At 46.6% G+C, this 12,731-nt stretch carries 10 protein-coding genes; 4 read left to right on the forward strand and 6 right to left on the reverse strand.

Translation table 11 applies throughout. The annotated features are described in order from the left end of the window. The 3 genes from VN105_RS12165 to VN105_RS12175 form a co-directional block, all read right to left on the reverse strand. Nucleotides 1-800: FAD-dependent oxidoreductase (locus tag VN105_RS12165; RefSeq protein WP_325641202.1), on the reverse strand; the 800-nt coding region annotated here is incomplete at its 3' end. Nucleotide 801: 1 nt separating this feature from the next. After that, nucleotides 802-2,505, reverse strand: coding sequence for a RagB/SusD family nutrient uptake outer membrane protein (locus VN105_RS12170; protein WP_325641204.1), 1,704 nt, complete (start codon nt 2,503-2,505; stop codon nt 802-804). A 6-nt stretch (nt 2,506-2,511) separates the two neighbouring features. Beyond that, the gene (locus VN105_RS12175) at nt 2,512-5,892 is read right to left on the reverse strand and encodes a TonB-dependent receptor (RefSeq protein ID WP_325641206.1); all 3,381 of its coding nucleotides are present in this window, start codon (nt 5,890-5,892) and stop codon (nt 2,512-2,514) included. Nucleotides 5,893-6,137: 245 nt separating this feature from the next. Here VN105_RS12175 and VN105_RS12180 point away from each other — a divergent pair, with 245 nt between their 5' ends. Together VN105_RS12180 and VN105_RS12185 are read left to right on the forward strand one after the other, a co-directional pair. Further along, nucleotides 6,138-6,653, forward strand: a complete 516-nt coding sequence (locus VN105_RS12180) for an RNA polymerase sigma factor (RefSeq protein ID WP_325641208.1) — start codon at nt 6,138-6,140, stop codon at nt 6,651-6,653. A 10-nt stretch (nt 6,654-6,663) separates the two neighbouring features. Next, nucleotides 6,664-7,791: a FecR family protein gene (locus VN105_RS12185; protein ID WP_325641210.1), complete on the forward strand. Its 1,128-nt coding sequence runs from the start codon at nt 6,664-6,666 to the stop codon at nt 7,789-7,791. A 54-nt stretch (nt 7,792-7,845) separates the two neighbouring features. Here the strand turns inward: VN105_RS12185 and VN105_RS12190 are convergent, their stop codons facing one another. From VN105_RS12190 to VN105_RS12200, 3 genes are read right to left on the reverse strand one after another with little or no spacing between them, the layout of a single operon-like run. Next, the gene (locus VN105_RS12190) at nt 7,846-9,102 is read right to left on the reverse strand and encodes a replication-associated recombination protein A (protein ID WP_325641212.1); all 1,257 of its coding nucleotides are present in this window, start codon (nt 9,100-9,102) and stop codon (nt 7,846-7,848) included. A 15-nt stretch (nt 9,103-9,117) separates the two neighbouring features. Continuing rightward, a complete protein-coding gene (locus VN105_RS12195) occupies nt 9,118-9,549 on the reverse strand; it encodes a group III truncated hemoglobin (protein ID WP_325641214.1) in 432 nt (143 codons plus the stop codon). An 11-nt stretch (nt 9,550-9,560) separates the two neighbouring features. Then, nucleotides 9,561-9,995 (reverse strand): hypothetical protein, encoded by a 435-nt coding sequence (locus VN105_RS12200; protein ID WP_325641216.1) that lies wholly within the window; start codon nt 9,993-9,995, stop codon nt 9,561-9,563. A gap of 230 nt (nt 9,996-10,225) precedes the next feature. Here VN105_RS12200 and VN105_RS12205 point away from each other — a divergent pair, with 230 nt between their 5' ends. Together VN105_RS12205 and VN105_RS12210 are read left to right on the forward strand one after the other, a co-directional pair. Further along, nucleotides 10,226-12,286 (forward strand): M13 family metallopeptidase, encoded by a 2,061-nt coding sequence (locus VN105_RS12205; protein WP_325641218.1) that lies wholly within the window; start codon nt 10,226-10,228, stop codon nt 12,284-12,286. Between the two features lie 118 nt (nt 12,287-12,404). Continuing rightward, nucleotides 12,405-12,680 carry a YHS domain-containing protein gene (locus VN105_RS12210; RefSeq protein WP_325641220.1) on the forward strand — a complete coding sequence of 92 codons (276 nt, stop codon included), beginning with the start codon at nt 12,405-12,407 and terminating at the stop codon, nt 12,678-12,680. Nucleotides 12,681-12,731 lie beyond the last annotated feature (51 nt).

A 12,731-nucleotide genomic window follows, 5' to 3' on the forward strand; every position in this document is an offset into this window, starting at 1 on the left:
GAATAATAAAGTTCAATATACCTGGCCGGATCATAGTTTGCCGGTTTGGGATAAGGCACCAGGTTCGCTTTATTGTTGGTAAGGGAAAGCCTGAAATTATAAGCCTGCGTTTTTTTATCACCGGCTCCTATGGGACCAGGAGGTGTTGCCTGGATGCCCGGCAACAGCTTACCGTTTTCAAAAGCACTCCTGGCGCCGGATCCTTCCCGGATCCCGGCAGAATACTCATCATATTCGCTCTGCGCCTCCCTGCCAACAATATAGGATACGCCGGAAAACGCCATCAGGTCGCCTTCGTAGCTGGCATCAATAAATACTTTGGCAGAAAAGATGGCGCCGTTTTCCATGATGATCTCCGTTATCTTACCTGCTTTCTTTTTCACACCATTCCTTTCTTTCAAGCGGTGATTAACGAATATGGTGACGTTGGCTTCCTTCATCATATCATTTAATATTTTTTCTGCTACATGCGGCTCAGGAAACCAGGCAACGGTATCCTTCAGGCCATAGTATTTACCGCAACGCTGATACAATTCCTTTGCATATCCGCCGATCACATCTTTACGCCCCAGATCAGTAGCAGAAAGACCTCCCGACACCATACCGCCGAGATGCTTTTTAGGTTCAAGTATCGCTACTTTAAGTCCTTCGCGGGCTGCGGTTACCGCTGCCATTACGCCCGATGCCGTACCACCGTAAACTACCACATCGTATGCCTGTGGCCCCGTATTGCCGGCCATTACGAAACACGGGAAGATCATTCCAATGACCCACTTGATTAATACGCTTCTTACTTTCATCTTAATAATTCGGGTTTTGTTTAAAATTTTCTTTGTTGGTAGACAGATCTATTTCCGATTGCGGAATAGGGAACAGGTAATGTTTTGCCGGGTCAAAACTGGTAGCCGTATTTACAATTTTTGTGTTTCCCGGATCCCGGTTCTTCTTAAGGAATACTTCAAACTTACCTGTGCGCGCCAGGTCGAACCAGCGCTGAAATTCAAAGCACAACTCGCGGGCGCGCTCCATCAATATTTCATCTGTAGTGATATCCGCTGCGGTATAATCATTAAAGCCAGGTGTTTCCGCAGCAGTAACGGGAACGCCGCCGGCATTCAGTCCGCGTGCACGTTGCCGCACTTTATTAATGGCAGCCAATCCTTCTGCAGAAATGATTCCGTTCATTTTATAATCTGCTTCTGCAAACATCAGCAACACATCTGCAAAACGCAGTACTATCACATTATTAGGACAATTGGAATACAGGTACTGGGAAGTGGTTTGCCAGTTGGCGCCCCAACGGTATTTGGTTACACCGCAACGGCCCAGGATACTTTGGTTATAAGCATCCGGCGTATAGGGCGAAGTCCAGATATACGTTAATTTGGAAGGTGCGTTATTAGCCACATTGATCATGGAATCGGAAAGATTCCATACCCTTCTTTTATCGTAGTCCACCTCCTTGGGTCCTTTCTTGTAATAGGTATAAAACTTCGGTACATACACGAGGTTGTTTACGCCAGCCATGGAGTTGGTGTAATACACCGGGTTTCCGTTTACCTGTCCGCCGGTGTAAGCCATGCCATATTCTTTGGTCCATTGTGTACCGTAAGGAACTACTGAGCTGAACTGCAATTCAAACAATGATTCCTTATTTACATTCTTATTCTCAATTTTGAACACATCTCCGTAAACCGGCAGCAGGTCTGCTCCACTGTTATCTTTTACATCTTTCAGTGTTTCCCATGCCTTTGTATACAGGGCTTTCACGTCCATCGCAATATCTTTATACCCGTCTACCTTACCGGTTTGCTTGGTAAGGGCTGTTTCCTTTGCAGAGGCCATTGTCAGGTACACCTTTCCCAGCAAGGTTTTGGCTGCCCACTGGTTGGCATGGCCGTCGTTTGTTTTTTGTGTTGTAAGCACCCCTTCCTGCGCTGCAAAAGTGAGATCGCTGAGAATGAAATCGTATACCTCTTTTAATGGCCGCCGCGGAAGCCCGTAATCAAATTTACCGGAGATGGGTTTATCTATAATGGGGATATCGCCAAAAGCCTGTACCAGCCGGAAGTACACAAAGGCGCGTATAAAGCGGGCTTCTCCTGTAATCACTTTACGGTCGGCATCTGAAATAGTGGTGATCTTAGTGGCGGCATCTATAACAATATTAGCCCTTGCTGCAATTTCATAATGCCTGATCCAATACTCATAGATCGATCCTTCACTTACAGAGAATGTGTAACGGTCGAAATTGAAACGCACGCCTGAAGTACCCTTAAACATAGCTTCATCCGTACCTATTTCCGTCATGAACAGCGGTGTATTGGTATACACGCCAAACAGATCTTTGGCGGAAGAATACATCCCCACAATTCCCGCATCCAACGTGGTTTTGTCTACAAAAAAATTATCCGTTGTATATTGGGTTTGCGGGCTTTCTTCCAGGAATTTTTTGCAGGAAGAAAAGAATACAATTGCACATGCAAGTATAATAGCTGATCTCATAACCATTTAGAATTGAGCTTTTAAACCAAATGAGTATACCCTGGACCGTGGATAAGAAGCATAATCCAACGATGGCATCAGGTCGCCGAAACCGCCCTGGCGGGTATTTACCTCCGGATCATAACCGGAGTACTTTGTACTGATCCAGAGATTCTTCCCGCTTACAAAAAGCGTTACATTGGCGATCTGGCGGGTTTTGAAGTGGTAGGACAACGTTACATCGCTGAGGCGGATAAAGCTGCCGTCTTCAATCCAGTCCGACAGCATCAGCAGTTCTTCCGGGCTGCCGGGCATCCGGTAGCTGTTATTAGGATTTCCCTTTTCCACCAGCGCACCTGAAGTCATATCATACAGTGAAGGGCGCCACGCATTCACTGATCCTTCCGACATATTATTGGTACTCCTTCCGGCTTCCAGCGCTACCCTGTTGGCATTATACAACTTGTTGCCATAGCTGTACTGCACCACCACATTCAGATTAAACGCCTTATAGCGAAAGGAGTTGGTAAGGCCGCCGGTAAAGGATGGTTGCCCCTGTCCGAGCACCACACGATCAGATGCGTTGATGATGCCATCGCCGTTCTGATCAATAAACTTCCTGGTTCCCGGTCGTATTTTACTGATGGCCTGGCCATTGATCACTGTGAGCCCTGATGCATTTATTTCAGCCTGTGATTGAAAAATGCCGTCTGTTTGGTATCCGAACCATTGGCCGATAGGCTGTCCGTTCCGGATAATGGCGGTAGTGCCTATTCCAGATACCACTGAAGGGTCGAGACCAAGATCAGGTCCTATTTCCAGCGCTTTTGAACGGTTAAAACCGATATTGGCATCCAGGTTCCAGCCGAATTGTGCACGGGTGATCAACGGGGTACTGATATTAAACTCCAGCCCGCTGTTCTGGATGGATCCGAGATTATTCCATGCACTCCTGTAGCCGCTGTACCCGGGAGTTATTTGTTCTATCAGCAAATCCTTTGTGCGCTTCAGGTACCAGTCTGCCGTAATATTTACTTTATCATTCCATAGTCCGAGGTCCATACCTGCGTCTACCTGTGTGGTGGTTTCCCATTTCAGGGAAGGATTCTCCGGTCTTTCTACCACTACTCCGAAGTCGGGTACATAGCCATCCATCGGGGAAAAGTAAGTAGTGATTGTAGATAAGGTAAGGTAAGACGGGATGGCAGTATTACCGCTTTGCCCCAGGCTGGCGCGGAACTTTAAGTTACTGATGGCATGTACCTGTTTCAGGAATTTTTCCTCGCTGGCTCTCCAGGCTACCGCGGCGGAGGGGAAGTACCCCCACTTATTTTCTTTACTGAAACGGGAAGATCCGTCGGCCCGCATGGTAAGCGTAGCCATATATTTCTGCCGGTAATTATATTCCGCACGGCCCAAAAAGGAGGCCATTGTCCATTTGGTGATCCTGTAGGTAGGTATTACAGGTACGGTACCGTTTCCCAGGCCGTAGGGGCCTAATAACTCTATATCGTAATGTTGGTTTTCCGCGGTAACAAGACTCGTTTTATTCTGTTCAATGATAGCGCCGCCCATCACATTAATGCTGTGATCCCTGCCTATGTTGCCTTTATAGTAAAGGAGGTTTTCATTCATCAGTTTATCGGTGGCGCCTCTTGCCAGCACAGCGCGTCCGTCGAACTTTGCACCGGAGGAGGTGTTTTTCGGATAATAGGCGTCTGTATTGGTATTTATGGCCGAATAATTACCTGTTGTCCGGAAGGTGAAGTGTTTATTGATATTCCAGTCGAGCGCCAAACGGGTTACCCATTCGGAATTGGATCTTTTATTGGTAACATTCTTCGCCAGTGAATAGGGGTTTGTGCTGATGTAGCCTTCCACGCCTTCGTTATCTTCAATGTCTGAAAAAGACAATGGCTTTACAGGCTGCTGGCTGAACATGCTGGTGATCACTGCGTTTGAGGTGATCCCGCCATTCTGTGAGCCGGAAATGAAGCCATTGATGGTGGTACGGCTGCCGGAAATGTTACTGGTGAGGGTTACCGCCGGCGATAACTTCTGCTGGAAATTAAACCGTCCGTTAAAGCGCTCATAGCCGCTAAAAACGATTAAACCTCCCTGGTTAAGGTAACCTCCCATAAAAGAAAACTTCGTGTCTTTTGAGCCCCCTGAAGCGCTGATACGGTATTCCTGCACAGCGCTGTTCTGGAACATGGCCTTTTGCCAATCCGTATTAACTGAATCGGGGTTGTTGTAGTTGTACCAGTCGTGATACGTTTGATCAGTAGCCACTCCCCAGAATCCGGCGGGGCTGCCTAAGGGGGCATCCCGGAAATAAGTATAGCCTACCAGCTCTGTAGCCGGTTTATCGGGATCTGCAGCATCTGCCGGTGTATAGGTATAGGCGGTAGCCAGGTAACGTGCATGTGCATACTCCGAAGCGTCCATTACACCTACCAGGTGGCCGGGCGTCTGGAACCCTGTATTGGTATACAGTTCCACTACGGTTTTCCCTGCCCTCCCGGTTCTGGTAGTGATCATAATTACGCCGTTGGCCCCCCTGGCGCCGTAAATAGCTGTACCAGAGGCATCTTTCAGGATCTCAATAGACTCAATATCACCCGGGTTGATATCATTGGCATTTTCCTGCATTACGCCATCTATTACATACAGCGGCGTGCTTCCGCCGCTGATAGAGCTTGCACCACGGATGCGGATAGTGCTTTCAGATCCCGGTGTACCATCGTTTTGTGTGATCTGTACTCCTGCCGCTTTACCTTTCATCGCATCTGCCAGGGAAAACAAGGTCCGCTCCGACATCGCTTCCTTTGATATAGAAGATACTGACGCAGTCACATCTTTCTTTTTCACCGTACCATATCCTATTACCAGTACATCGTTCAGGGTAGACCCTTCGCCCATCAGGCTTACATTGATCTGTGACCGGTTCTTCACGGCCACTTCCCGGCTTTGAAATCCAATATAGGATACCACCAGCACGCCTGTTCCGTGTGTAACATCCGGGATATTAAATTCTCCCTTTTCATTGGTCACCCCGCCTTTGTCGGTGCCTTTCAGTTTAACGGAAGCGCCGGGCAGTAACTCTCCTTTCTGATCCGTTATCTTCCCGGAAATATGCGTCATGGTATCCGCCGGTATCGTAGCAATGCGTGTTGAGTCACCGGCGGGAATGTTTTTTTTCTTAATGTAAATGACCTTATCCCTGTACTGCCAGGTAAAACTATTGCCCAGTACTGCTCTGAGCACGTCCTGAAGGGCGGCGTCCTTCAGGTTCAGCGATACCTTTTGCTGATCGTTGACCTGCTGGTTGCTGTAAAAAAGGTCGTACCCCGTTTTCGCGGTGATCTGATTAAAAATTTCCTTTAATGATACATTCCTGACATTCAATGAAATCTTATCTGCCGGTAATTGGCCACTGGCCGGGATAATAGAAAAACATGACAATAGAAAAATAAGAGCACCTCGTACATAGTGTGGCATACGTTATCAATTTTTCAAGTACGTGAAATTTGCACTATAGACAACTTTTCGCCGTAACGGGTGACAAAATTTTTGTACTGTTTTGAATATTTTTTTTGTTTAGGTTTGTAAAACAAATTCCAACCTGTTTCACGTTAGATTGCTGCTACAAAATGCCAGAACAAAATCAGAACGCATTTGGTGAAATATTTTCTATTCATTACAGAAGAATGGTAATGGCGGCATTTTACCTGCTGAGAGATGAACAGCAGGCCAAGGATGTGGTACAGGAAATATTTATAGACCTGTGGCATAAACAAACCCTGAACGATATCGTATCTATAAAAGCATACCTGACCCAAAGCGTCCGTAACCGGTGTCTTAATTTAAAAAAATCAGAGAAGTCGCGGGAGCAGAAGGAATTAGGATACCGGTATGCCTTGCAGGCAGATACGGCTGTAATAAGAGTACAGGGAGATGAAGACCCGGCCGTGCAGTACCAGCAACGGGCCGATCACCTATTGGAGGCTATCGGGGAACTACCGCCAAAAACTGCCAGGATCTTCCAGCTTTATTATATAGAAAAGAAGAGTCGTACAGATGTAGCCGCAGAATTAGGCGTAAGCATTAATACTGTTAAAACAGTATTATCGCGCGCCTTGCAATTTTTAAGAAAGAAAATGCTTTGAGCTCAAATATATGAACCATACTGCTGAAGAAATAAAAAGCCTGATGATAGATAAACTGGACAATCATATTGATCCGGAAGACGAGCTGCTGTTGCAGCGCCTGATTACGGAACAGGAAGATGTACAGTTGATGTGGGAGGAAATGCAGCAACTCTTCTCCGTTGGTAAAGGAAAGGAATTGATGGAAAAACTGGATACCGGCGAAGAATGGGAAAACCTCAACCGGGCGCTGAAAAAAGCGGCACGGAAAAGAGTGATCAGGTATACAGGAATTGCAGCCGGCATTGCCGCCGCAGTAATAGCTGCTGTAGCATATCTCCGGTTACCCCAGGCTTCCCCGGCGGGAAAAATGGTGGCTACCGCACCTCCTAAAGCCATTTTACTAAAGATAGACAACGGTAAGGAAATTGATCTCAGCGCCGGTGGCAATGAAGCCATTGTAGCCGGAGACGCCCGTCTTCAAAATAATGGTAAAACATTAACATTACAGGGGGGCGCCAGCAACCAGTGGAGCACTATCAGCGTTCCCTCCGGGATGGATTACCAGGTAAAATTATCAGACAGTTCCATCCTTTGGCTGAATGCAGCCACCACCGCACATTTCCCCGTAAACTTCAGCGGCAATATCCGTGAAATAGAGGTCAGGGGAGAGGCATACCTGCAGGTAGCCAAAGATGCTTCACGCCCATTCATTGTGCATTTGCCCGGCGGAGCAGCCATAGAAGTATTGGGCACCTCGTTCAACATCAACTCCTACGATCCCGCTATAGTAAAAGTGGCCCTGGTGGAAGGAAATGTAAACATGCGCACATCCGCACAAACAGTGGGTTTGAAGCCCGGATACCAGGCCAGTTTATCTGCCGGCTCACCTATACAGGTAGCTCCGTTCGATCACCGGCAGGTGCTTTCCTGGATGAAAGGCCAGTACATCTTTTCAAATACGCCGGTCGGGGAAATAGCACTGACACTGCAACGCTGGTATGATGTTGAAATTGTAATGGACAACCAGGACGTAGGGAAGAAATGTTTTACAGGCGTTATTAACAAACAAAAGGAACTGCAGGACTTTCTTGAAAATCTCACTTCAACAGCCGAGGTTAGCTATTATTTCAAAGGAAACGTACTGCATTTCAAATAAACCGGTGTTATTAAAAACAAAGGCCGGTGCAGTATGCTGCATCGGCCTTTGTCTTTAATAATTATACTTCTCTTTCCACAAATTCTTCAGGTAATTTCTCAGCTCATTTTCACGCGGGTTATTTCCCGGTTCATAGAACTTTGTGCCCTTAATCGCATCCGGCAGAAATTCCTGTAACACAAAATTATTTTCATAATCATGCGCATAAGCATAACCCTTACCGTAGTTCATTTCTTTCATCAATTTAGTAGGGGCGTTCCTGATATGCAGCGGCACCGGCAGGTCGCCGGTTTTAGCCACCACCGCCTGGGCTGCGCTGATAGCTGCTACCGCCGCATTGCTTTTAGCGGAAGCAGCCAGATATGTAACGCATTGCGACAGGATGATCTTTGATTCCGGGAAGCCGATAAGGTTTACCGCCTGGAAACAGCTGGTAGCCAGTAACAGCGCATTCGGATTAGCATTGCCGATATCTTCCGATGCCAGGATCACCAAACGGCGTGCAATGAATTTCACATCTTCCCCGCCATCAATCATCCTGGCGAGGTAATACAACGCTGCATTCGGATCACTTCCCCGGATGGACTTAATAAAAGCAGAAATGATATCGTAATGCTGTTCCCCCTTTTTATCATATATGGCTACCCGTTGCTGGGCAATATCCATTACTTTCTGATCAGTGATCACCAGGGGATCTTCCCGTAAAGTGGTTACCACCAGTTCAAAAAGATTGAGCAGTTTACGGGCATCTCCGCCGGAAATATTAAACAGGGCACCGGTTTCTTTTATCTCCACATGTTTGCTGCGCAACCACTCATCCCGTTCCATTGCCTGCTGCAGCAGCTGCATCAGCTGGTCGTTGCCAAGCGGTTTCAATACATATACCTGGCTGCGGGACAATACCGCTGCATTTACTTCAAAAGAAGGGTTCTCTGTGGTAGCGCCTATCAGGGTGATGATCCCTTTTTCTACAGCACCTAATAATGCATCCTGCTGCGATTTATTAAACCGGTGGATTTCATCAATGAATAACACCGCGTGCTGTTGCCGCCGGGCCATCTCTATTACCTCCCTCACTTCCTTTACACCGGCCGATATAGCGCTCAGCGTATAAAAAGGTACCTGTAAAGTATGCGCAATGATATTGGCAATGGTAGTTTTTCCAACTCCCGGAGGCCCCCACAGGATCATGGACGGCACCATTCCCTGCTCTATTGCTTTTCTTAAAATACTGTCTTTGCCGGTAAGATGTTCCTGCCCCACCAGTTCATCCAACGTTACCGGTCTTAACCGCTCCGCTAATGGTTGCATACTGCACTTATTGGTTTATTGTTTATTGCCCGGGTTAACGAGCGGAATTTGTTTATCTGTACCGGGACGATTCACCTGGTCCATTTTAAACAACATGATCCCCTTGATGGACCTGGCCCGGGTTACCGCCAGTGTGGCCTTTTCTCCTGTGAAATGTTCTGCAATGGTGGCTTCAAACAATTGCAGCCAGCGGTCAAAGAAGGCAGGCTCCAGTGGGATCAGCTTGTTCAGCTTAAAATGAGGATCCATTACGTTGCCTTTGTAGTTGCCTCCATCCAGAAGCAGCCCTTCCCAGAAATCATACATAATAGGCAGGTGACGCTGCCAGTTGACCTTGGCTACATCGTTAAAAATAAAGCCGATCAGGTCATCTGCTTTTACTTTATCATAAAAGCTGTCTACCAATAATACAATATCATCCCTGTTAGATATCTCCCGCTTTTCCATAATCTCTTTTTTTATTCTTCATCTTCCCTATGCCTGCCGCTGTGCAACTGAAGCCACTGGCGGAGGTATCGGAAAGACAGCACAATATTCAGCAAAAATAAACTTCCCATCACCAGCAGGAAAACACCTATGGGTTTTACCATAGTTTGTTTAACTGCCGCCTGTTGATCTGCAGGCAGATTACTGATCTCTGTTTTCATCTGTTCGGGGGAAACCAGCAAAATAGTAAGCCCCGATAAAGTGATCAGGATAGAGAATACCAGACCTATTGTACCCATAAATCTCATGCCACCCGGTGTACTTTCTTTCAGCGGGATTTCCGGTAACAGCAGGCTCCGCTGAAGATATAACGATAAAACGCTATGGATAAAACAGGCGCCCATCGAAAGCAGGGAAATGATACTTCCGAGGTTCGTTCCCAGGAAAAGTACGCTGGATAAGAGCATGAACGTGAAAATGCCGGATATCATCAATACTATGGCTGTAGTAATCCTGTACAATTTAAACCTGAAATCCATCTATATGTTAATTTACGTAGCACAAACCTACCTAATTATTCAGAGATTCCGGGATTTGATCGGTAACTGTCATCATGGCCGGGATTGCCGTTCATAAAAATCCTTTCATGCAACCTGACCCGTTTTCCATAACTTAGGCTACTAAACCTGTTTTAAATATGAACAAATCCAATGCGGTAAAACTACCGTTGCTGGCTGCCATGGTTACATTTACAGCCTGCAATTCCAACGGTCCCTCGCAGCAGGCGGAAACGGCCGACACCACGAAGGTGCCCGCTTTTAACCTGGCTGATATCGACTCATCCTACAAAGCCTGTGATGATTTTGACAATTATGTGAACGGAAACTGGAAAAAAAACAACCCTATTCCTTCTACAGAGAGCCGCTGGGGAGCATTTAACGTACTCGATAAAGAAAACAAGGAAGTACGTCTCAAAGGAATTATTGCCGAAATTACCAGCAAAACAGACCTGAAAAAAGGCACAGAAGAGCAACAGATCGCAGATTACTACACCTCATTCCTGGATACCGCTACCATTGAGCAACGTGGTATCACGCCGCTGCAACCCTACCTGGATAAGATTGCAGGCATTAAAACATTGGCCGACTGGGCCAGCGTAACCGGTGAACTCCAGAAGATAGGCGTATCCACCTTTACCGGCTTTGGCGCAGATGCTGATGCCAAAAACAGTAAAATGAACGTGCTTTACCAGGGACAGGGCGGTTTGAGTCTTGGTGAAAAAAGTTATTACGAAAGACAGGATTCCGCCACTAAAAATGTGCGCAGCGAATTTGTTAGTCATGTTGACAGGATGTTTAAACTGGCTGGCTTCCCTGAAACCAACGCCGGTGAAACCATTCTTGGCTTTGAAACCAAACTCGCCGCTATCCAGCTCAGCAACGTAGAACTGCGCGACCCGGTTAAAACCTATAACAGGGCTGCTTTTTCCGAGCTGAAAACACTGGCCCCCGATTTCAACTGGGACGACTTCGCCGCTAAACAGGATATCAAAACCGATACCCTCGTACTCCAAAACAAAGCCTATCTCACCAAAGCCAACGGGTTGCTGAAAGCCACCCCGCTGGAAACACTGAAAACATACTCCAAATGGCAACTGCTCAGCCAGTTCGCCGGCTACCTGCCTGCCAGTTTCGATAATGAAGACTTCCACTTCTTCGGCACGGTAATGACAGGTAAAAAATCCCAGAAAACACGTCCTGAACGTGCTATCCGCTCTACAGACGGGAAAATGGGTATGCCGCTGGGAAAATTGTTTGCCAAAAAATATTTCCCGGAAAGCAGCAAACAGAAAGTTTCGGAAATGATCGAAAATGTGCGCAAAGTATATGGAGAAAGAATCGATAAACTCACCTGGATGAGCGATTCCACCAAGCAAATGGCACATAAAAAACTCGCTTCCTTTACTTACAAAATTGGCTATCCCGATAAATGGAAAGACTATTCTTCCATCAATATAGAAAAAGGGAAACTGCTGGAAAATGTTATAGCCTCCAGCTTATACTTCCACAAAGAAAATGTGGATAAGATAGGTAAACCGGTAGATAAAAGCGAATGGGGCATGACACCTCAAACAGTGAACGCATACTATAACCCGTTAAATAACGAAGTAGTATTCCCTGCCGGTATCCTGCAACCACCTTTCTACAACCCTAACGCCGACGATGCCATTAACTATGGCGGCATTATTGCGGTTATAGGCCACGAATTTACACACGGCTTCGACGATCAGGGTTCTCAGTTCGATGCAGAAGGAAACCTGAAAAACTGGTGGACAGAAACCGACCGTAAAAACTTCGACAAGCTGACCAAACGTTATATCGATTACTTCAGCGGCCTCGAAGCATTGCCAGGCTTCAAGATCAATGGTGCATTAACCATTGGCGAAAACGTAGCCGACCTGGGTGGTTTAACGCTGGCTTATCATGCCCTGGTAAAATCATTTGAAGGTAAAGGCGAACCCAAACCTATCGATGGCTTTACCTGGCAGCAACGCTTCTTCCTGGGCTGGGGACAGGTATGGCATGGCAACATCACAGATGCTGCCTTACGCAACCAGATCCAGACAGACCCGCACTCACCTGCAAGATTCCGTATTAACGGACCACTGCCTCACCTGGCTGAGTTCCAGGCTGCATGGGGCTGTGCGCCGGGAAGTAAAATGGTATTGCCGGAAGCAGAGCGTGTTGTGATCTGGTAAAAATCCTGGTAGTAACTTATATTGAATTACGGATTTGTTGAAAGATGAATGACCTGTTCTCCATCTTCCCTCAGATCCGTAATTCTTTTTTATCTATACCTTCATTAAAAATTTACATATGAAATACATATTCTTTGCCTGTAGCATCCTGCTCCTGTTTGCCTGCGCACAAAAGCAGCCACCCGCCGAAAACACTACGGCCCCTGCAGCTGCAGGAACACCAGTGGCAGCGGTAAGCAACAAACTCCCCGACCCCGTTTGTGAAATGCCCTACGACACCAGCTATAAAGAATGGACCGTGTATAAAACAGATACACTGCATTTCTGCTCCGCTACCTGTAAAAGTGTATTTGAAAAAGCACCGGAAAAGTATATGGCGAAACTGGGTAAATAAAATAAAGTCTGCTATATATAGAAAAGGTGGTATTAACAGTACCACCTTTTC

Origin of the sequence: Chitinophaga sp., assembly GCF_035564935.1 — a bacterium.
GTDB lineage: Bacteria > Bacteroidota > Bacteroidia > Chitinophagales > Chitinophagaceae > Chitinophaga.

Excerpts from the sequence above, each read along its gene's own strand:
- VN105_RS12180 (WP_325641208.1), top strand. The coding sequence starts at position 6,138 with ATGCCAGAACAAAATCAGAACGCATTTGGTGAAATATTTTCTATTCAT.
- VN105_RS12190 (WP_325641212.1), bottom strand. The coding sequence starts at position 9,102 with ATGCAACCATTAGCGGAGCGGTTAAGACCGGTAACGTTGGATGAACTG.
- VN105_RS12210 (WP_325641220.1), top strand. The coding sequence starts at position 12,405 with ATGAAATACATATTCTTTGCCTGTAGCATCCTGCTCCTGTTTGCCTGC.
- VN105_RS12200 (WP_325641216.1), bottom strand. The coding sequence starts at position 9,995 with ATGCTCTTATCCAGCGTACTTTTCCTGGGAACGAACCTCGGAAGTATC.
- VN105_RS12185 (WP_325641210.1), top strand. The coding sequence starts at position 6,664 with ATGAACCATACTGCTGAAGAAATAAAAAGCCTGATGATAGATAAACTG.
- VN105_RS12195 (WP_325641214.1), bottom strand. The coding sequence starts at position 9,549 with ATGGAAAAGCGGGAGATATCTAACAGGGATGATATTGTATTATTGGTA.
- VN105_RS12205 (WP_325641218.1), top strand. The coding sequence starts at position 10,226 with ATGAACAAATCCAATGCGGTAAAACTACCGTTGCTGGCTGCCATGGTT.
- VN105_RS12170 (WP_325641204.1), bottom strand. The coding sequence starts at position 2,505 with ATGAGATCAGCTATTATACTTGCATGTGCAATTGTATTCTTTTCTTCC.